The sequence below is a fragment of the Streptococcus sp. HN38 genome, from assembly GCF_028335765.1.
Lineage (GTDB): Bacteria > Bacillota > Bacilli > Lactobacillales > Streptococcaceae > Streptococcus > Streptococcus suis_P.
In genome coordinates this window covers 151,338-172,532 of record NZ_CP116604.1, presented here as the reverse complement: position 1 = coordinate 172,532, position 21,195 = coordinate 151,338, and the positions used below count along the sequence as shown (strand labels likewise).

Below are 21,195 nucleotides of genomic sequence, written 5' to 3'. Positions count from 1 at the left end.
ATTCCACTTCCATTTATTATAATATCCAAATATATTTTTGTCAATTTTGCTTATTATTCTGCCAAATGACTGCTTGTTTCTGAAAATCATGACACTTTTCCATTTTCCTACCAAACCCTTTTACCATCAGCATATTTTATGGTATAATGAAGAGTAATATTTAGACTGAATAAATTGACAACTCGAGAAAATTGAATAAGCATTACCAGACAGCCCCAACTGTTTGGGGCTTTTTTCATAGTTGCCAGTCAAAAAGAAAGGAACTATACTACACATGATTTATAAAGTATTCTATCAAGAATCAAAAATTAGCCCACGTCGCGAGCAAACACGTGCTCTTTATCTAGACATCGATGCTGCGTCAGAATTGGAAGGTCGTATTATCGCGCGTGAATTGGTGGAAACCAACCGCCCTGAATACAACATCGAATTTATCGACCTCTTATCAGACAATCATCTTGAATACGAGAAAGAGCACGCAGATTTCAAAATTACGGAGTTTTAATCCATGTCATCAGTCAATCTAAAACCTCATGAAGTTGGCGTTTTCGCCATCGGTGGTTTGGGAGAAATCGGGAAAAATACCTATGGTATCGAGTATAAGGATGAAATTCTCATCGTCGATGCCGGTATCAAGTTCCCAGAAGATGACCTATTGGGTATCGACTACGTTATCCCAGACTACTCCTATATCGTTGAAAATCTAGATCGTGTCAAAGGTCTAGTCATTACCCACGGTCACGAAGACCACATCGGAGGCATTCCCTTCTTACTCAAGCAAGCCAATGTCCCAATCTATGCAGGTCCTTTGGCCCTCGCCCTTATCCGTGGCAAATTGGAAGAACACGGACTGCTCCGTGATGCGACCTTGCATGAAATCAATCATAATACAGAGTTGACCTTCAAGCACCTCAAGGTCAGCTTCTTCCGCACCACCCACTCCATTCCAGAACCACTTGGTATTGTCGTTGACACCCCGCAAGGAAAAATCGTCTGTACCGGTGACTTTAAGTTCGACTTCACGCCAGTTGGCGAGCCCGCAGACCTGCATCGCATGGCTGCCCTCGGTGAAGAAGGTGTTCTCTGCCTCCTCTCCGACTCGACAAATGCTGAAGTCCCAACCTTCACCAACTCGGAAAAAGTGGTCGGCCAGTCCATTATGAAACTGATTGAAGGCATTCACGGACGCATCATCTTTGCTTCCTTTGCCTCCAACATCTTCCGTCTGCAACAGGCAGCTGACGCAGCAGTCAAGACTGGTCGCAAAATTGCTGTCTTTGGACGTTCTATGGAGAAAGCTATCGTCAATGGTATCGATCTCGGCTACATCAAGGTGCCTAAGGATACCTTCATCGAGCCAAACGAGATCAAGGAGTACCCAGCCAGCGAAGTTATGATTCTCTGTACAGGTAGCCAAGGCGAGCCTATGGCAGCACTCTCTCGCATCGCCCACGGTACTCACCGTCAGGTTCAACTCCAGCCGGGCGACACGGTTATTTTCTCGTCCAGTCCTATTCCGGGAAATACCACAGGTGTCAACAAGCTGATCAATATCTTGATTGAAGCCGGTGTTGACGTCATTCACGGTAAGATTAACAACATCCATACCTCTGGACACGGTGGCCAGCAAGAACAAAAACTCATGCTCCGCCTAATCAAACCAAAATTCTTCATGCCTGTCCATGGCGAATACCGGATGCAAAAAATCCATGCCAGCCTGGCAGTAGATACCGGCGTGCCAAAAGATAACATCTTTATCATGGAAAACGGTGATGTCCTAGCCCTGACCAAGGATTCTGCACGATTGGCCGGCAAGTTCAACGCCCAAGATATCTACGTGGACGGAAACCGTATCGGTGAAATCGGTGCAGCTGTCCTCAAAGACCGCCGAGACCTCTCAGAAGACGGCGTTGTCCTTGCTGTTGCAACCGTTGACTTCAAATCCAAGATGATTCTGGCAGGTCCAGATATTCTCAGCCGAGGCTTCATCTATATGCGCGAATCTGGTGACTTGATCCGCGAAAGCCAACGCGTTCTCTTCAACGCTATCCGCATCGCTATGCGTAATAAAGATGCCAATATCCAGACGGTCAACGGCGCCATTGTCAATGCCCTACGACCATTCCTATATGAAAAAACAGAACGCGAGCCTATCATTATCCCAATGATTCTCACTCCTGATCAATAATAAGCAACAATCCCGTAAGTTCTATGAACTGCGGGATTATTTTATAAATGACCACTATTCCTTAAAATGTGAAACATTAATCTGGTGATACTCTTCGAAAATCAAAATTAACCGGTGTCAACTTGCCTTGATGAACTCCAGTTCAATCTTCGCCATCGTTTTCTAGGCTACTTTTGATTTTCATTGAGTATGAACAGAAAAAGACAAGTATCCGTGAGATACTTGTCTTCGGTCTAAAAAACTGCAAGGGACCTAATTCGCTATCTGGTTTTCAAGCTCATGTCCATCCCCTCGCCCTGCATTTCTGAACTCGGGCTGAAACAGTCTCTTCCCAGACTGTTTCACTCCACCGGTCCATTACTCGCTCTCGAATATCTTGGCTCATGAAAAAATGGGCCAAGCGCCATTACTCGCTTTCCAGTTTCTCGGCTCGTGAAAAAATGGTCCACCGGACCATTTTTTTTAATACATATCCAAATAGTTGTCGATTTCCCATTGAGAGACGTAGGTTGCGTAGCTTGCCCATTCGATTTTCTTAGCTTCCAAGAAATTCGTATAAATATGATCACCTAGGGCTGCACGAACGACTTCATCTTTACGAAGTGCCTTCAAGGCATTGTGAAGAGTTGATGGTAGGTCTGTAATACCAGCTTCACGGCGCTCTTCGTCTGACATTGCATAGATGTTGGTTTCAACAGGTGCTGGTGCCTCAATCTTGTTCTCAACACCTTCTAGACCTACTTCTAAAAGGACAGCCATTGCTAAATATGGGTTAGCAGTTGGATCAACTGAGCGCAATTCCAAACGAGTTCCCATACCACGAGAAGCTGGAACACGAACCAATGGAGAACGGTTTTTACCAGCCCAAGCGATGTAAACAGGAGCTTCAAAACCTGGAACCAAACGCTTGTAGGAGTTTACAGTTGGGTTTGTAATAGCAGTATAGTTGTAAGCATGCTTGATCAAACCTCCCAAGAAGTGATAGGCTGTTTCTGACAATTGCATACCACGTGGATCTTCTGGGTCAAAGAAGGCATTGTTTCCATCCTTGTCAAAGAGTGACATGTTACAGTGCATACCTGAACCAGCGATACCATATTTTGGCTTAGCCATAAAGGTTGCATACATACCATGTTTACGGGCAATCGTTTTAACAACCAACTTGAAAAGTTGAATCTTATCACAAGCACTCAAAACATCATCGTATTTGAAGTCAATTTCATGCTGACCAACGGCACACTCGTGGTGACTTGCTTCTACTTCAAAGCCCATTTGAGTAAGGACATTCACAATTTCACGACGGGTATTATCTGCTAAATCTGTTGGAGCTAGGTCAAAATAACCACCTTTGTCGTTCACTTCAAGGGTTGGATTTCCTTGCTCATCCATCTTGAAGAGGAAGAATTCTGGCTCTGGACCCAAATTGAATGAAGAAAATCCAAGTTCTTCCATGTGGCGAAGGGCTTTTTTCAAGTTACCACGAGGATCACCAGCAAATGGCTCACCTGAAGTTGAATAAACATCACAGATCAAACCCGCTACTGAACCATTTTCATCACCCCAGGGGAAGATTGTCCAAGTATTCAAGTCTGGGTAAAGGTACATATCTGATTCATTAATACGTACAAACCCTTCGATTGATGAACCATCAAACATGACCTTGTTTGATAATACCTTATCAACCTGCTCATCAGTTGCTGGAATCTCTACGTTTTTCATCACTCCCATAATATCTGTGAACATCAGACGCAGGAAGGTAACGTTTTTCTCTTTAATATCGCGTTTGATATCTGCCACTGTGAATGCCATTAGTTTTCTCCTCTATTTAAAAAGTAATTACGATGAACGGAAAATGGAACTAGGACTTGAAAAGCGTCCTTGACGACTGAATTCATCATGTAAGATACGACGGACATCTTCGTCCGTCAAGGTTTTCTGTTGTTTTTGAACCTTAGCTTTCGCTTCACGATTTGCATATTCCTTCTTAATCGCAGCTATATTCAAACCTTCAGCTAGAAAATCCTTGATTTCAAGAAGTAAGTCCATATCATTTAGAGAATACAAGCGACGATTCCCTTCATTTCGATCAGGCTTTATCAATCCATGATCTTCATAGTAACGAATCTGACGGGCTGTTAGGTCGGTCAATTTCATAACGCTGCCAATTGGAAAAATGGCCAGGGAACGACGGAACTCTCTTTCTCTCATAATGAACTCCTTTCTGCCTACCATTATAGGAGAATTTTTTTTTTAGGTCAATAGGCGATGTTATATTTTATAACATTATTTATCCTGAAAACGTTTTTTTATAACATTCACATCATAATTAACTAGAATCGCAATGAAAACTCCGATAAAGGTTTCAAATACACGAATAAACACATATTGAATCGTATCACCAGCAGGAATCGACAATGTAATAATTAATAAAGCTGATACACCACCAATAATTCCCGCTTTATTATTCATCGCCACATTTGTCATAATCGTTAACATGACAAATATCGGAACAAAAACCGCAGTTACCCAAAAATGATCTAAGAATAACCTATCCAAAATAAAGAAAAGTAGCGCATAAAAACCGCCAATAGAATTACCCAGAATACGAGAAGCTCCAAAATGGACACTCTGATCGAAGTCTTCTCGTAAACTAAACACAGCCGTCAAAGCCGCAATCTGAATCCCTTCCCAGCCCATATAGCCAAAGAGTAGAATAACTAGAAAGACTGCTAAACCCGATTTGAACGTCCGCATCCCCAACCGAAATTTCTTTGGATCAAATGTATATTTTTTAAACATACCTCTATTCTAACATGATTTCGGAAAATAGAATAGCAAATACCTGCCCAGCTTTTCTTTTCTCCTAAGCTCGACTGGAGAAGCCTCCTGTTCACGCCAGCTTTTCGAAAAACCCAATAATCTGCTACTTTAAATCAGCTGCAAGAAGGAACCCAGAAGTAAGACAAACAAATAGACGCTGCAAAAAAACAACGTCTTTTCTACATTTATATTTTTGTCGCAGTAGCTGAATGGGAGTTGTGACCAAGATTCAGCCTTGCGGGGTTCAAATAGCACAGTGGACTATTTGAAGTTATCACCAAGAAAAATCAAAGTAACAATCTACGGAATCATTTTTGACAGAAGCTTCGCTTCTTCTATTTCTAACCTCAACATATCTCCCAGATATTTTGAGCTGACTTACCGCCTATTTTTCAGTCAAAGCTGCACCTAGCCAGTCTTTCTAGGTCACACTTCCCAGAAAGACTAGGCATGGCACTAGAAGCTGGGCATAAAGTCCAGCATCGCTTCTTAGAGTTCGTGTCAACATCTCAGCGCAGTGGTTGATTGGCAGATTTGTTCGTGTTTTACACTCTAAATCTGACCTATACGACTGATGCGAACAGAGTTCGCTTCATTTCCAACCTCAAACTGTCTCCCAGACAGTTTGAGCTGTGCGGGGGTGGGAGTGAAACAGTCTATCCCCAGACTGTTTCAGCTCAACAACTGGAAATAAGGACTTGTTGACGAACTCTTTTTTTGACTAGTCGAGTTCTTTCCCACTCCCGTCGCAAGTCCTGGAAGCACTTTACACCTTGCTAGACTTTCTAACTCGCTTAGCTTCGTAGAAATGCTACGCGATGCACTAGAAAAGAGTTGGTCTCCCAACTCTTTTCATCGCATTTTTTACTTTTCAGTCAAAGCTGCAAGTCCTGGAAGCACTTTACCTTCGAGGAGTTCCATTGATGCACCACCACCAGTTGAGATCCATGAGAACTTATCTGCACGGCCAAGGTTGATAGCTGCTGCTGCTGAGTCACCACCACCGATGATTGATTTCACGCCTGGTTGTTTCACGATAGCGTCCATTACACCGATTGTACCAGCTTGGAAGTCTGGGTTTTCAAATACACCCATAGGTCCGTTCCAAACAACTGTTTTGGCACCAGTCAACGCTTCGTCAAACTTAGCGATTGACTTAGGACCGATGTCAAGACCAAGGAAGCCTTCTGAAACTGCTTCACCTTCTGTGTCGCGAACTTCAGTGTAGCCAGCAAATGCGTTAGCTTCTTTTGAGTCAACTGGCAAGATCAATTTACCGTTAGCTTTTTCAAGAAGTGCTTTTGCCACATCAAGCTTGTCTTCTTCTACAAGTGAGTTACCGATTTCGATACCTTGAGCTTTGTAGAATGTGTAAGTCATACCACCACCGATAAGAACTTTGTCAGCTTTTTCAAGAAGGTTCTCGATAACACCGATCTTATCAGATACTTTTGAACCACCAAGAATTGCCACGAATGGGCGCTCTGGAGTTTCAACAGCTTCTTGGATGTAAGCAATTTCGTTTTCCAAAAGGAAACCAGCTACTGCTTTTTCTACATTTGCTGAGATACCAACGTTTGATGCGTGCGCACGGTGTGCAGTACCAAATGCATCGTTAACGAAGATACCATCACCAAGTGAAGCCCAGTATTTACCAAGTTCTTCGTCGTTTTTAGATTCTTTCTTACCATCAACATCTTCGAAACGAGTGTTTTCAACAAGGAGAACTTGTCCATCTTCCAAAGCATTGATAGCTGCTTCTAATTCAGCACCACGAGTAGCACCTGCGATGAAAGCAACGTCTTGACCCAATTTAGCTGCCAAGTCAGCTGCTACAGGAGCCAATGATTTACCTTCTTTGTCAGCTTCTTCTTTCACACGACCAAGGTGAGAGAAAAGAATTGCACGTCCACCTTGCTCAAGAATATACTTGATAGTTGGAAGAGCAGCTGTAATACGGTTATCGTTTGTGATAACGCCATCTTTCAAAGGCACGTTGAAGTCCACACGAACAAGAACTTTTTTGCCTTTCAATTCTACATCTTTAACAGTCAATTTTGCCATTAGATAAGAACTCCTTAAATTATATTTACTTTACCATTGTATCATATTTTCTGTATTTTTTCTTGCATAAAGATATTTTTTTCACAAATCTTCAAAAAGAACGAATGAAAAAAGAGGCCGAAGCCTCTTCGATTTTCACTAAGGATTATTTAGCGATTTTTGCGAAGTACTCAAGAGTACGAACAAGTTGTGCAGTGTAAGACATTTCGTTGTCGTACCATGAAACAACTTTTACCAATTGCTCGCCATCAACTTCGATAACTTTAGTTTGAGTTGCATCAAACAATGAACCGAATGAGATACCTACGATATCTGAAGATACGAGTTGGTCTTCAGTGTAACCAAATGATTCAGTAGCAGCAGCTTTCATAGCAGCGTTTACTTCTTCAGCAGTTACTTTCTTGTCAAGAGTTGCAACCAATTCAGTTACAGAACCTGTTGGAACTGGAACACGTTGTGCAGCACCGTCAAGTTTACCGTTCAATTCTGGGATTACCAAGCCGATAGCTTTAGCAGCACCAGTTGAGTTAGGAACTATGTTTGCAGCAGCAGCACGTGCACGACGAAGGTCACCACCACGGTGTGGTCCGTCAAGAACCATTTGGTCACCAGTGTAAGCGTGGATTGTAGTCATCAAACCTTTTTGAACGCCAAATGCATCGTGAAGAGCTTTAGCCATTGGTGCCAAACAGTTTGTAGTACATGAAGCACCTGAGATAACTGTTTCAGTACCATCAAGGATGTCGTGGTTAGTGTTGAAAACAACAGTCTTAACATCGTTACCACCAGGAGCAGTGATAACAACTTTTTTAGCACCGTTAGCGTGGATGTGTTGCTCAGCTTTTTCTTTAGAAGCAAAGAAACCTGTAGCTTCCAAAACGATATCTACGCCATCAGTAGCCCAGTCGATGTTTCCTGGCTCGCGCTCTGCAGAAACTTTAACGAATTTACCGTTAACTTCGAAACCACCGTCTTTAACTTCAACAGTACCGTCGAAACGACCTTGAGTTGTGTCATATTTCAACAAGTGTGCAAGCATTACTGGATCTGTAAGGTCGTTGATACGAGTAACTTCAACACCTTCTACGTTTTGGATACGACGGAAAGCAAGACGACCGATACGTCCGAAACCGTTAATACCAACTTTAACTACCATGAATGATTTCCTCCTTATGAAAATCGAGTTCTTTATTTTAAAAGGCAAGCCTTTTAATCCTTTTGTGAAAATATTAACTTGTAAGCCTACAAGCATCTTTTCAACGTTCTTATTATATAACTATTTACCGAAAATTGCAAGAGTTTGCATACTTAAATCATGTCCACATACCTTTTCTTGTATTTACAAACTCTTACAAACTCTAAAAGATTATTCATTGTATTTGCAGTCATCTATTTCAAGGCAAGTTTTCTACTCAATAATATAGCATATCAATTCACAATCTGATAGATTATAGACAATATGTAAAGACCCCCAGTTGAGAATTCGTGGATTTACCTGTACACTAGAATAAAAAAACAATCGACTTCTAACAGGAATTACCACACTCAATTGGAGGTCTTATATGTTTCATTTTACCACACTTTTCATCGGAATGGATGTTCACAAAGAAAGTTTTTCACTCTGCTATTATGATATGATGGCGAATCAATTCAAACATAGCACTAAAGTTGGTCCAAATGTTAGCTATATTGTGAACTATGTGAATGAGCTTCGTCGTTTATATGGTCAAGATGCAGAAGTGTTATGTGGCTACGAAGCCGGATGTCTTGGATTTACCCTATATCACCAGCTACAAGCTCACGGGATTCCCTGTATCGTGATGGCGCCTACAACGGTGATGAAGGAAGGATCTAAGCGTGTTAAGACTGATAAAAAAGATGCAGCTCAGCTCGCAAAAGCTCTGGCCTTTCGTAGCTATCGGCCTGTTCATATTCCTACTGTTGAGGATGAACAAGTCAAAGAATATATCCGCATGAGAACAGACCACAAAGTGGCTCTGAAGAAAATCAAACAACAAATTCTTGCCTTCTGTCTCCGACATGATTTTCGCTATACCGAGGGAAGCAGTAATTGGACACAGAAACATGTTCGCTGGCTCCGTTCCCTAAATCCTGATGGACTTTACGCAGAGATTTTGACAGAATATCTATTGACCTATGAGAAATTAGTAGATCAAATAGAACGGTATGATGCACGAATTGAGCAACTGGGTCAAAGCGACAGTTATCAAGAGAAGGTCTCACGGCTTTCTTGCTTTATTGGCATTAAAACACTAACTGCTCTTTCCATTGTGACAGAAATCGGTGATTTTAATCGCTTTGCGACAGCTCAACATTTTGCTTCTTATCTTGGGCTAACTCCTAGCGAAAATTCTAGCGGCGACAAGGAGAGAAGAGGTGCTATCACCAAAGCTGGGAATAGCCATGTGAGACGACTTCTGATAGAAGCTGCACAATCATTGGCTAAGGGGACGATTGGGTATAAATCCAAAGAATTGAAAAGGAGACAAAGTGGAAACCGAGTGGAGGTGATTGCTTATGCGGATAAGGCTAATGAACGCTTAAGAAGACGTTATCGCACACTTGTTCTAGGAAAAAATAAGAAACAAAATGTTGCTAAAACAGCTATTGCACGAGAATTGTCTGGTTTTATTTGGGGGATGATGACAGGAAGAATAGCTTGAAGTTAGCGCTTGTTTTCATGTACACTTTTGACCATTAAGTTTTATCATCGCAGAGCGATGAGGAATCCCTATTTCTATCCAAAATCACTGGGTGAATTTGGACAGAAATAAGGATTGAAATCATGTTTGAATGGAAAGTATCTTGAAGGAGTTTAGGACTTCAAGGTTTGAGTCATCTACGAAACGACTAAGTGGCACAATTGTGATCCACGCTTATAGAGAGTAGGACTCGCGGCAGAACCATTGACCTGTAGGTAACCAATCCACGAATATCAGAGTGGCCAATGCCCGAAGCTAAGAACTAGGCTCTTTCTAGATACTTTTCATTTTTTAATCAGTTCGATTGTTTTTACTTGACAAAGGGCTTTACATATCAGTCATTTGAATTAACTTTGATACATCGTCACTTTCGGCTTGCCGTACTCTGCAGAAGTGACTTGCTTTGCAAGTTATATCTCCAACCTAGCACAGCCACTAGGCTGTGCTAGCAACCTGCACCTCAGTTCCTTGTCTGAAAGCTAATTCATTCGACTATACTTTTTTGAATTTTCCGTATTTTCCTATCTTCAAAAGCAACATACTCTACATTTCTGGTTCAAATTTTTTTGAAAATATATTGAAAAAGTGCGGAGCTAGAAATTGGTTTTGTGCATTTTCTGAATGACTATTTTTACAATCCTTTCTAACTCAATTGAAAAAAAAATAAAAAATGTTACAATAGTAATTAACATATTTTAGAAAGTATAATACGTAATGCGAACAACCCATTCAGAGAGCATTAAAAGACGCTCATTGAAAAGATTACATCGTTCAAAATGGAAAAAAATAGTTATCAGCACTATCATACCTCTAATCTGCTTTGGAATTTGGTACGGAGTCAGCTTTGCCACCGCTTCTATTCAAACCAAATTAGCGGATTTTTTTCCAAACCATGTACAAACCATTTATAACCTTTCAGTTGCTCTTTTATACAGTAACCTAGTTTTTACAATCACACTTCCTTTATGGATTTGGTGGAAAATCCTATTCAACGAAAGATTTACATGGTGGAAACCTTCCTCCCTTCTATTTATTCTCCTACCAGCATTCCCTGTTTTCTTATTAGCTGGATTTGAAGCAGCCTCCCATCTTCCAAAATCTCCTCTTATTATCTCCCACCGTGCTTTAAACGACCACCAAGCCATCGAAAATACCGTTGAAGCAGTCCAATTAGCTAGCGAAAGCAACCCAGATTATATTGAAATTGATCTTTGGGAAACTGCTGATTTAGAATTCGTTGCTTTTCATGACCCAACTTTGATTAATTGGGCCGGACTAGACTACCGTCCTCATGATTTAACTTTAGCAAGTTTAACAGAAACAAGGATAACGGATGCAGCAGGACATACTGCTCAAATCGCAAGTTTTGACCAGATTCTAGCTGAAGCAACTGCGAGAAAACAGAAACTCTTAATTGATTTTAAAACTTCAGACCAAGATAGCCCGCAGATGGTGGACAATTTCATGAAGAAGTATCAAAAACGTTTTGAAGAAGAAGGTCATCAACTTCAGTCTGGTAGTTATGATTTCATGAAATCCGCCCTCTCCTACTCTCCAAAGTTTGAAACTTACCTATTGATGAGCAGTCCTCCAGAAAATGAACTACCAAATTTGACAGGTTATAGCGTCCCCTTAGACCAACTCACAGATGAATTGCTCAATTATATTTGCAAATCGGGAAAATCTTTCTACGTATGGACTGTCAATACTCCTGAAGGAGTACAACAAGCAGACTCCATAGAAGTAGATGGCATCATCACCGACTACCCAACTCGTACACAAACAGTTTTATCTGGTCTATCACAAGCCAATAAATACACAAAACTGTATCAAGAACAATTACAATATTTTAAAATATTCCCCATCCAGGAATAATGATTTTGTCTTAAGAGAGATGCGAAAATGTCCACTTGATTATTTAGCATCCACTTCGTTTGTCCGACTTCCACGTGCCACAGTTCAGCCCTAGACTGTTGGAGGTGATTTTTAATGAACTACAACATCTTCTCAGCCACCAGTTTAACTGGTGGTTTTCATTTGTTCTTGACGAAAGAGAAATAGAAGGCATGAAAAAAAGCCCGCTCTTTCGAGCAGGCTTGGACAGTCAATTAAGCATTGCCGCCGTTTTTCTTAATGATTTCATCTTGTACAGATTTTGGTACATCTTCGTAGTGGTCAAATACCATCATGAATGTACCGCGACCTTGTGTTGCTGAACGAAGAACAGTTGCGTAACCGAACATTTCAGCAAGTGGCACATAAGCACGAACGATTTGTGTGTTACCACGAGCTTCCATACCGTCAACGCGACCACGACGTGCAGTAACGTGACCCATAACGTCTCCAAGGTTGTCTTCTGGTGCAGTGATTGTTACAAGCATCATTGGCTCAAGGATAGTTGGTTGAGCTGATTTAGCAGCTTCTTTAAGGGCAAGAGATGCTGCCACTTTAAAGGCTGTTTCAGATGAGTCGACATCGTGGTACGAACCATCGTAAAGCTTAGCTTTAACGTCAACGATTGGGTAACCAGCAAGAACACCGTTAGCCATAGATTCTACGAGACCTTTTTCAACCGCTGGGATGAATTCACGTGGAACCACACCACCGACGATAGCATTCTCGAACTCGAATCCTTTACCTTCTTCGTTTGGTGTGAATTCGATCCAAACGTCACCGAATTGACCTTTACCACCAGACTGGCGTTTGAAGAAACCACGAGCTTGTGTAGAAGCGCGGAATGTTTCACGGTATGATACTTGAGGAGCGCCTACGTTTGCTTCAACCTTGAATTCACGACGCATACGGTCAACAAGGACATCCAAGTGCAACTCACCCATACCAGAGATAACTGTTTCACCTGTTTCAACGTTTGTTTCAACGCGGAATGTTGGATCTTCTTCAGCCAATTTAGAAAGGGCAATACCCATCTTGTCTTGGTCAGCTTTAGACTTAGGCTCAACCATCAATTGGATAACTGGTTCTGGAACGTGGATTGACTCAAGGATGATTTTTGCTTTTTCATCTGTCAATGAGTCACCAGTTGTAGTGTCTTTCAAACCAACCGCAGCGGCGATGTCACCAGCGTAAACAGTTTCAATTTCTTGACGGCTGTTTGCGTGCATTTGAAGGATACGTCCGATACGCTCACGTTTACCTTTAGAAGTGTTCAATACGTATGAACCGCTGTTAAGGACACCTGAGTAAACACGGAAGAATGTCAAACGACCTACGAATGGGTCAGTCATGATCTTGAAGGCAAGAGCTGCAAATGGCTCTTCATCTGATGCATGACGCTCTTCTTCAGCATCTGTATCTGGGTTAACACCTTTAATAGCAGGGATGTCAAGTGGGCTTGGAAGGTAGTCGATAACTGCATCAAGCATCAACTGAACACCTTTGTTTTTGAAGGCAGAACCACACAATACTGGGAAGAATTCAACGTTGATAGTTGCTTTACGGATAGCAGCTTTCAATTCGTCATTTGTGATTTCTTCACCTTCAAGGTATTTCATCATCAATTCTTCATCAGTTTCAGCAACTGCTTCAACCAATTTTTCACGGTATTCTTGAGCTTGCTCAAGGTATTCAGCTGGAATATCTTCTTCAAGAATGTCTGTACCAAGGTCGTTAGTATAGATTTCAGCTTTCATCTTGATCAAGTCGATGATACCACGGAACTCATCTTCAGAACCGATTGGCAATTGAATTGGGTGAGCATTTGCTTGAAGACGCTCATGAAGTGTGCTTACTGAGTAAAGGAAGTCAGCACCGATTTTATCCATTTTGTTGGCAAATACGATACGTGGAACACCGTATTCAGTTGCTTGACGCCAAACTGTTTCAGTTTGTGGTTCAACACCTGATTGTGAGTCAAGAACGGTTACCGCACCATCAAGAACGCGAAGTGAACGTTGTACTTCGATTGTGAAGTCCACGTGTCCTGGTGTGTCGATGATGTTTACACGGTGGTTGTTCCATTGAGCTGTTGTCGCAGCAGATGTGATTGTGATACCACGCTCTTGCTCTTGCTCCATCCAGTCCATTTGTGATGCACCTTCGTGAGTTTCACCGATTTTGTGGATTTTACCAGTGTAGTAAAGAATACGCTCAGTTGTCGTTGTTTTACCCGCGTCAACGTGCGCCATGATACCGATATTACGAGTTTTTTCTAATGAAAATTCGCGTGCCATGAGGTTTGTTCTCCTATATTTTTAGATTTCTATTCTGATTATACCATATTTTAAGAAAAGCGAGTGGGCAAGTCCCACCCGCTTGATTTCTTACTAATGGTGTGAAGTGGTTGAGGCAAGCCTCAATCCGATTTGTGATGTTGGAACGAGAAGTTTGTACTATAATCTCAATCGATTTATATAGAACTGACTTAACGCCCTCACATCTTAATTGAACTCGGGCTACAACTCACTGACAAAAAGAGACGCAGTTGTTTTGGCTTTAGCCAATTACAAATGGGGCTACCTTTAGGTGAGAACCTCATTGATTGCACAGCAATCTGCTTCGCTTCCCTATTTTGTCTAGGAGTTGCTTGACGCCCTCGTATCTTAATCTTAGTTGAATTTTAGCTACAAATGTCTGCCAAAAAGATAAAATCTCCTAGAAACTGAAGTTTCTTCGTCAATTTTCCTATTTTGGCTAGCATTTGTTTAACGCTAAAATATCCTATCTTACCAGCGGAAGTGTGCGAATGCGCGGTTTGCTTCTGCCATTTTGTGGGTGTCTTCACGTTTCTTAACAGCTGCACCAGTGTTGTTTGCTGCATCCATGATTTCTTTCGCAAGGCGATCAATCATAGTGTGCTCACCACGGTTACGAGCGATTGTTACCAACCAACGAAGACCAAGTGTTGTACGACGCTCTGGACGAACTTCAACTGGGACTTGGTAGTTAGAACCACCGACACGACGTGCACGTACTTCAAGTACAGGCATGATGTTTTCCATTGCTGTTTCAAATACTTCAAGTGCATCATTGCCAGTTGCTTCTTTGATTTGATCAAAGGCACCGTATACGATCGATGCAGCAGTACCACGTTTACCGTCCAACATAACACGGTTAATCAAACGAGTTACCAATTTTGAGTTATACAATGGATCTGGCAATACTTCGCGCTTAGGCGCTTGATTTTTACGACTCATTTATATTTCCCCCTTCTTAGCCTTTTGGACGTTTAGTACCGTATTTAGAACGGCCTTGCTTACGATCGTTTACACCAGCAGTATCAAGTGCACCACGAACGATATGGTAACGTACCCCTGGAAGGTCTTTTACACGTCCACCACGAAGAAGAACCACACTGTGTTCTTGCAAGTTGTGACCGATACCTGGGATGTAAGCAGTAACTTCGATAAGGTTGCTCAAACGTACACGAGCAAATTTACGAAGGGCTGAGTTAGGTTTTTTAGGTGTCATTGTTCCAACACGAGTTGCAACACCGCGTTTTTGTGGTGATGAAACGTTTGTTTGAACTTTTTTACGGCTGTTGTAACCAACGTTCAAAGCTGGTGATTTAGATTTTTCTACTTTAGACTTACGTGGTTTACGTACCAACTGGTTAATTGTAGGCATCTACATTCTCCTGTATATATTTTTTATTTTTGGTGATAGGGCATTGGTGACAACCCCTATCTGTGTGTACTTTTGCAACATTTGTCAGCACGTCCCTGTACACTCTTGAGAGACCAAAAGTAAAAAGTACCGTCTAATATAGTACCACATCCCAAACCCATTGTCAAATAGATATGTTTGAAATTTTCAAGAAAAAAACACAGCCAAGTAGCTGTGTCATTTTGCTATTTCTTAGTAGCCCATACCCATTCCATCCATAGCTTGTGGCATAGCTGGAGCGGCTGGTTCTGGCTTGTTGGCAACGACTGCTTCTGTCGTCAAAATCAAGCTGGCTACGGAAGCTGCATTTTGAAGAGCAGAACGAGTCACCTTAACAGGGTCAATAATACCTGCCTCAATCATGTTGACCCATTCGCCAGTCGCTGCGTTAAAGCCAGTGCCAAGTTCTGAATTCTTCAGTTTATCAATGATAACTGAACCTTCATAACCTGCGTTATAGGCAATCTGACGAACTGGCTCTTCCAAGGCACGTAGGACAATATTGCGTCCTGTCTCATCGTCGCCTGTCAATTCCAATTTCGCTACGCTATCAATTACATTGACAAGAGCAGTACCACCACCGGCAACGATCCCTTCTTCAACTGCGGCACGTGTTGCATTGAGGGCATCTTCGATACGGAGTTTCATTTCTTTCAACTCAGTCTCAGTAGCGGCACCGACTTTGATAACTGCAACACCGCCTGACAATTTAGCCAAACGCTCTTGCAATTTTTCACGGTCAAATTCAGAAGTCGTCACTTCAATCTGTGACTTGATAACAGCGACACGGTTGGCAATGACTTCTGGATTTCCAGCACCTTCAACAATGGTTGTACCATCTTTGTCAACCACAACCTTGGCAGCTTGACCAAGTGCTTCAATGGTCGCATCTTTCAAGTCTAAACCAAGGTCTTCTGTAATCACTGTACCGCCTGTCAAGATCGCAATGTCTTCCAACATAGCTTTGCGACGGTCACCAAAGCCTGGAGCTTTGACTGCAACAACGTTGAAGGTACCACGAATCTTGTTGAGAACAAGAGTAGGAAGAGCTTCGCCATCCACATCGTCAGCAATAATCAAGAGCGGACGACTAGTCTGGAGAATGCTTTCCAAGAGTGGCAAAATATCTTGGATATGAGAAATCTTCTTATCTGTAATCAAGATGAATGGATTTTCAAGTTCTGCCACCATTTTCTCATTATCTGTTACCATGTATTGCGAGAGGTAACCACGGTCGAATTGCATACCTTCAACCACATCCAGCTCAGTTTCCATACCGCGAGATTCTTCAATGGTGATAACACCATCTGTACCCACACGCTCCATAGCTTCTGAAATGTACTCACCAACTTTTTCAGAACGTGAAGACACGGCTGCGACTTGAGCAATTTCAGCTTTATTGGATACTGGGCTTGCTTGTGCTTTCAAGGCTTCAACCGCAGTCGCAACCGCAGCCTCGATACCACGACGGATACCAATTGGATTGGCACCTGCAGTTACGTTTTTCAAGCCTTCACGTACGATAGCCTGGGTCAAAACAGTTGCAGTGGTTGTCCCGTCACCAGCGATGTCATTGGTTTTTGACGCTACTTCGGATACCAGCTTGGCACCCATATTTTCAAAGTGGTCTTCCAACTCAATTTCTTTGGCAATGGTTACACCGTCGTTTGTAATAAGTGGTGAACCGTATGCTTTTTCCAAAACAACATTACGACCTTTTGGACCCAAGGTTACTTTGACAGTATCCGCCAGAATATCGACACCACGGACCATGCTTTCACGTGCATCTGCTGCAAATTTAATTTCTTTTGCCATTTTTCTACCTCTATTCTACAATTGCCAAAATGTCTGCTTCACGGATGATGTGAACGGTTTGGTCCCCATCTTTAACTTCCAATCCTGCGTGAGCATCAATCAAAACAGTATCTCCAACCGCCACCGCTGGGGCAACCAAGTCACCGTTCAAGGTACGAATTCCTTGTCCAATCGCTAGGACACTTGCTTCTTTTGTCTTTTCTTGGCTTGCACCTGCAAGGACAAAGCCACCAACTGTTTGTTCTTTTTCTTCAATTTTTACGACGATACGATCGCCCAATGGTTTTAACATTCTATTACCTCCTGGTCTTTTTAGCACTCTCTACATGCGAGTGCTAACTCACATTTCCTATTGTATCACTTGGTCAAAAATAGTCAAGAAAATTCTATTCCTTTTTCGTGAAAATCCTTCTTAAGTATGAGACAGAATTTACCTATTCATTGTTGGTAAACTATGTTATACTATTTTTAACAAGTTAGGGGGGATTCATGAAATTTTTTAGAGATTTAAAAACAGATTACCTTGAGAGTCGATTTTCTGCCCACGAAAGTTTTGCCGAATGGTTTTTAAAACGTAAATTAGGCTTTTGGGGAGTGGGAAAGAACTCGACTGGTCAAAAAGAGTTCGTCTTCCCACCCCCGCACAGTTGATTAGGTCAGATTTGGAGTGTGAAACACGAACAAAACTGCCAATCAACCACTGCGCTGAGATGTTGACACCAGACCTGAGAAGAGGAGTCTTGCCTTTTGCTCAACCGCCTATCTACTCTGGCTAGTCTGGTTGCTTCTCTTTTCCCACCCTCATTACATCATCTTTTTCTTTTACGGAGTTCTCCTACTTTCTCTAATTATCATGCTGATAGAATGGTGGAAATATAGAAAATAAGTAGCAAAAAACACCAACTTTCGTCGGTGTTTTTAAGGAGATATGAAAAATATTTAGGATTGACTATAGTATAGCCTATTTTTCAATACGCTCCATCGGTCTTGGGACTGATATTGCTTTAAAACGGTAATTCCTCCTCTTCCAAGACCAAGTCTGCTAGGTCATCACCAGTGTTATTTTCACGCATGGCACGTTGGGCACGGCTTTCGAGCAACTGGAAGGATTGTCCTAAGATTTCAGTCACATAGTGGTTGCTGCCGTCTTTTTCGTATTTTCGCGTTCGCAACTCACCGTCAATAGAAATCAGACTGCCCTTGCTACCATAAGAAACAAGTGTCTCCGCCAGTTTGCCCCAGAAAATAACATTAAGAAAATCTGCTTCACGCTCACCGTTTTCTGTCTTAAATCGGCGATTGACTGCGACAGTTACACGAGTCAAATTTTTGCCAGTTGGTGTTTGAGTGAGTTCGGGTTGGGCCGTCAAGCGACCGATTAAAATAACTTTATTATACATTTTATATCCTCCTACTTATTTATTCGTAGAAGGATTAGAAAAGGAGCGAAAATTATGAAAGAATTTTTGATGGAAAAGATACAGACCTCCCAACCATATACCAATGCCGAACTGGCTTGGTTGCTGGAAAACATCGGTCATCCTGATCCTGCTATACGCGACGAACTGGTCTATGCTAGTTTTTGCCATATCTTTTTGAAGGGCTTGATTACAAGAGAACAAGCACAGTCGCTACTGCAATTCTCTCAAGAAACCAAGCCATTTTCCCTAGAAGGCTCCACACTAAAGCGAAGTTTTACTTGCTTGCTCTACTGTCTTCTGCTGTCTGTCGATAATGAGCCAGAGTCTATTTATCATGCATTTTTAAGCACTAACGACCACGAACTCCTCTTCCAGCAGGCCTTGGATTATTTGGCGATTGAAAATGACTGGTCTGGCTACGATGAAAAATTTGGCTGGGTTCACACAGCTACCCACGGAGCTGATTTTCTTCTGGCCGCAAGCTGTCATGATCAATTTCCCGCTGAAAAAAGCAAAGAAGTCTGGCAAACTATTGTCACTTGTCTATCTAAACAAAGTAAAGTTTTCTCAGCTGGCGAGGAAATCCGTCTGGCACAAATCCCTGTCTACCTCCTGCTAAATGAAAAAGTGTCAAGCCAAGAGCTGACGGAATGGATTAGCAAGCTGGACTTTCCAAATCAAGAACCAGTAGACTACTTCCGGTGGCTCAATCTCCAACATTTTCTGTCTAGTCTTTATTTCCAACTCAAATCACAACAGGCCTTGACCGAAGAAATCGAACAGGCTATTGAAGGAAAAATTGAACCAGCATAAAAGAATTGGCCACCTGACCAATTCTTCTTTTTCTATCCCTTCCAGTGTTTAGCTGGATCAAGTGCTTCTCCGATCACTGCGGAGTCGTCCAATTCGATAATGCCACGGACTTGCGGTGCGTTTGGCAAAGCCAATTCACGTGGGCTACACATCATACCAAAGCTATCTTCGCCACGCAACTTCCCTGGGAAAATAAGGCTACCGCTCGGCATCATTGCTCCCGGAAGAGCCACAATGGTTTTCAATCCTTGGGCAGCATTTGGGGCACCGGCTACGATTTGCACTGTTTTGTCCCCAACATTGACCTGACAGATATTGAGGTGGTCGCTGTCTGGATGAGGAACCAGTTCCACAATCTGACCGACAACGAATTTCGGACTATTGTCGTTGGCCAAACTTTCAGTAAAACCTTCCTTAGCCAATGCAGCATTCAAAGTCGTAACCTGCTCATCTGTCAAGAAAACTTGACCATTTCCAGCAAGCTCAACCAAACTTGATGCTTCAAAGATATTCCAAGCAACTGTTTGACCCGTTTCTGCTAAGAAAACACGCGCCACTTGACCCTTACGTTCAAACTGGACAGCTTGTCCCTTGTCTTCTGCAACGATGACCATGAGGACATCGCCGACCTGTTCTTTATTATATGTAAAAATCATTTCTTTTTCATTTCTCCTTTATGCAAATAGACCGGTCAAGCCTTTCCAAAGATTTTCAAAGAAGGCTCCGATTTTTTCTAAAATCCCTGAATCTTGTAGATTCTTATAGGCTTCTGAAATTTGTTGCTCCGCCTGTTGCTTGAACTGGTTGAGCTGGGCAGCCACTTCCGCCGAATCAATAGCAGAGGTTCCCTGATAAGCTTTAGCAAATGTGACTAGCTTAGAAATTTCATCTGCTGTGATGACATTTTCCAAACCGTTTTGGGCCAAAACATCATTGATGATGGTGTTGATGTCTGCCTCAGAAGCCACCTGACCATTGGATTGCTTGTAATCCGCAAGAGCTGTCTTGATTTCTGCTACTGCCTTATCCAAAGCAGAGCTGTCAAATTGTTCATCACCAGCATGGGCTGTCGCTACTTCATTAACAGTAGTTAGTTCTTGCTGGGCTACTTCTGTCCGAGCCGGATCAACTGTTTCACCATTAGCTGCGAGAGCCTTGTAAACACCTGTCAGAGCGGACTCTCCCGTCACCTGAATGGGTGCCGCAACATCAATCAAGACGTCTGTTGCACCGGCAGTAATGGCCGCATTGGCATACTGGGTCTTGGTAATCAAGGTGATATTCTGTGGCGTCTTAATATCCACCACAACCCCTTTTCCATCATCCTGCTTTTGCACCAAGACAGATGAATAGAGGGAGGCTGTGTCCGCTCCAGATGTACCTAAATATTGGTCCATATCCGTACCCAACACAATTTGGCGGCTGACGTTATTGACATCCGAAATACCAAGCAAACTATTGACCTCTGTCGCCTGGGCATCTGACAAACCACCACCATAGACCAGTGTCGGCTTGCCCCATTTTTCATTGATAACATCCGTCTGAATTTCCGCTTGAGCCAACGGTGCCAAACTTAAACTCAACCCCAGCACCACGGGTGCTAACAGGATTTTTCCGAGTGATTTCTTCATGTTGTATTCCTTTCTTTCGGGAAATGGGAGTGGGAAAGAACTCGACCATCCATAGAAGAGTTCGTTTTCCCACCCCCGCACAGTTGATTAGGTCAGAT

Annotated in this window: 19 protein-coding genes; 6 read left to right on the top strand and 13 right to left on the bottom strand. The window is 42.3% G+C overall.

Annotated elements, in window-relative coordinates:
* Nucleotides 1-274 precede the first annotated feature (274 nt).
* Nucleotides 275-505 (top strand): DNA-dependent RNA polymerase subunit epsilon, encoded by a 231-nt coding sequence (locus tag PHA78_RS00975; protein WP_002938523.1) that lies wholly within the window; start codon nucleotides 275-277, stop codon nucleotides 503-505.
* A 3-nt stretch (nucleotides 506-508) separates the two neighbouring features.
* Nucleotides 509-2,188: a ribonuclease J1 gene (rnjA, locus tag PHA78_RS00970; protein WP_272158334.1), complete on the top strand. Its 1,680-nt coding sequence runs from the start codon at nucleotides 509-511 to the stop codon at nucleotides 2,186-2,188.
* A gap of 462 nt (nucleotides 2,189-2,650) precedes the next feature.
* Here rnjA and glnA read toward each other — a convergent pair whose 3' ends face one another.
* The 5 genes from glnA to gap form a co-directional block, all read right to left on the bottom strand.
* Entirely contained in the window at nucleotides 2,651-3,997 is a 1,347-nt protein-coding gene (gene glnA / locus PHA78_RS00965; RefSeq protein ID WP_099807204.1) for a type I glutamate--ammonia ligase, read from the bottom strand.
* A 27-nt stretch (nucleotides 3,998-4,024) separates the two neighbouring features.
* Nucleotides 4,025-4,396, bottom strand: coding sequence for a MerR family transcriptional regulator (locus PHA78_RS00960; protein WP_099807205.1), 372 nt, complete (start codon nucleotides 4,394-4,396; stop codon nucleotides 4,025-4,027).
* 75 nt (nucleotides 4,397-4,471) lie between these two features.
* Nucleotides 4,472-4,987 (bottom strand): FUSC family protein, encoded by a 516-nt coding sequence (locus PHA78_RS00955; RefSeq protein WP_002940039.1) that lies wholly within the window; start codon nucleotides 4,985-4,987, stop codon nucleotides 4,472-4,474.
* Nucleotides 4,988-5,872: 885 nt separating this feature from the next.
* On the bottom strand, nucleotides 5,873-7,072 hold the full coding sequence (locus tag PHA78_RS00950) for a phosphoglycerate kinase (RefSeq protein ID WP_014637337.1): 1,200 nt from the start codon (nucleotides 7,070-7,072) through the stop codon (nucleotides 5,873-5,875).
* Nucleotides 7,073-7,217: 145 nt separating this feature from the next.
* Complete coding sequence (gap, locus tag PHA78_RS00945; protein WP_002940037.1) at nucleotides 7,218-8,228, bottom strand: type I glyceraldehyde-3-phosphate dehydrogenase; 1,011 nt, start codon at nucleotides 8,226-8,228, stop codon at nucleotides 7,218-7,220.
* Nucleotides 8,229-8,634: 406 nt separating this feature from the next.
* Between gap and PHA78_RS00940 the strand changes: the two genes are divergently transcribed.
* Together PHA78_RS00940 and PHA78_RS00935 are read left to right on the top strand one after the other, a co-directional pair.
* Entirely contained in the window at nucleotides 8,635-9,756 is a 1,122-nt protein-coding gene (locus tag PHA78_RS00940; RefSeq protein ID WP_015445098.1) for an IS110 family transposase, read from the top strand.
* A gap of 792 nt (nucleotides 9,757-10,548) precedes the next feature.
* Nucleotides 10,549-11,670, top strand: coding sequence for a glycerophosphodiester phosphodiesterase family protein (locus tag PHA78_RS00935; RefSeq protein ID WP_029876226.1), 1,122 nt, complete (start codon nucleotides 10,549-10,551; stop codon nucleotides 11,668-11,670).
* Nucleotides 11,671-11,903: 233 nt separating this feature from the next.
* On the opposite strand, the gene fusA is transcribed toward PHA78_RS00935, so the two are convergent.
* The 5 genes from fusA to groES all read right to left on the bottom strand — a co-directional run bounded on the left by fusA (nucleotide 11,904) and on the right by groES (nucleotide 17,524).
* Entirely contained in the window at nucleotides 11,904-13,985 is a 2,082-nt protein-coding gene (gene fusA / locus PHA78_RS00930; protein ID WP_024419398.1) for an elongation factor G, read from the bottom strand.
* A 492-nt stretch (nucleotides 13,986-14,477) separates the two neighbouring features.
* Nucleotides 14,478-14,948, bottom strand: a complete 471-nt coding sequence (gene rpsG / locus PHA78_RS00925) for a 30S ribosomal protein S7 (protein ID WP_002940031.1) — start codon at nucleotides 14,946-14,948, stop codon at nucleotides 14,478-14,480.
* Nucleotides 14,949-14,964: 16 nt separating this feature from the next.
* Nucleotides 14,965-15,378: a 30S ribosomal protein S12 gene (gene rpsL / locus PHA78_RS00920; RefSeq protein WP_002940030.1), complete on the bottom strand. Its 414-nt coding sequence runs from the start codon at nucleotides 15,376-15,378 to the stop codon at nucleotides 14,965-14,967.
* Nucleotides 15,379-15,609: 231 nt separating this feature from the next.
* Entirely contained in the window at nucleotides 15,610-17,232 is a 1,623-nt protein-coding gene (gene groL / locus PHA78_RS00915) for a chaperonin GroEL (protein WP_272158332.1), read from the bottom strand.
* 10 nt (nucleotides 17,233-17,242) lie between these two features.
* Nucleotides 17,243-17,524, bottom strand: a complete 282-nt coding sequence (gene groES / locus PHA78_RS00910) for a co-chaperone GroES (RefSeq protein ID WP_014637330.1) — start codon at nucleotides 17,522-17,524, stop codon at nucleotides 17,243-17,245.
* Nucleotides 17,525-17,721: 197 nt separating this feature from the next.
* Here groES and PHA78_RS00905 point away from each other — a divergent pair, with 197 nt between their 5' ends.
* Complete coding sequence (locus PHA78_RS00905) at nucleotides 17,722-17,883, top strand: hypothetical protein (protein ID WP_153958514.1); 162 nt, start codon at nucleotides 17,722-17,724, stop codon at nucleotides 17,881-17,883.
* 353 nt (nucleotides 17,884-18,236) lie between these two features.
* Here PHA78_RS00905 and PHA78_RS00900 read toward each other — a convergent pair whose 3' ends face one another.
* Nucleotides 18,237-18,632 (bottom strand): single-stranded DNA-binding protein, encoded by a 396-nt coding sequence (locus tag PHA78_RS00900; protein ID WP_014637328.1) that lies wholly within the window; start codon nucleotides 18,630-18,632, stop codon nucleotides 18,237-18,239.
* Nucleotides 18,633-18,686: 54 nt separating this feature from the next.
* On the opposite strand from PHA78_RS00900, the gene PHA78_RS00895 reads away from it, so the two are divergent.
* Entirely contained in the window at nucleotides 18,687-19,466 is a 780-nt protein-coding gene (locus tag PHA78_RS00895; protein ID WP_272158330.1) for a DUF2785 domain-containing protein, read from the top strand.
* A 32-nt stretch (nucleotides 19,467-19,498) separates the two neighbouring features.
* On the opposite strand, the gene ytpR is transcribed toward PHA78_RS00895, so the two are convergent.
* A complete protein-coding gene (gene ytpR, locus PHA78_RS00890; protein WP_029178036.1) occupies nucleotides 19,499-20,122 on the bottom strand; it encodes a YtpR family tRNA-binding protein in 624 nt (207 codons plus the stop codon).
* 18 nt (nucleotides 20,123-20,140) lie between these two features.
* The gene (locus tag PHA78_RS00885; RefSeq protein ID WP_272158329.1) at nucleotides 20,141-21,097 is read right to left on the bottom strand and encodes a DUF1002 domain-containing protein; all 957 of its coding nucleotides are present in this window, start codon (nucleotides 21,095-21,097) and stop codon (nucleotides 20,141-20,143) included.
* Nucleotides 21,098-21,195: the final 98 nt, after the last annotated feature.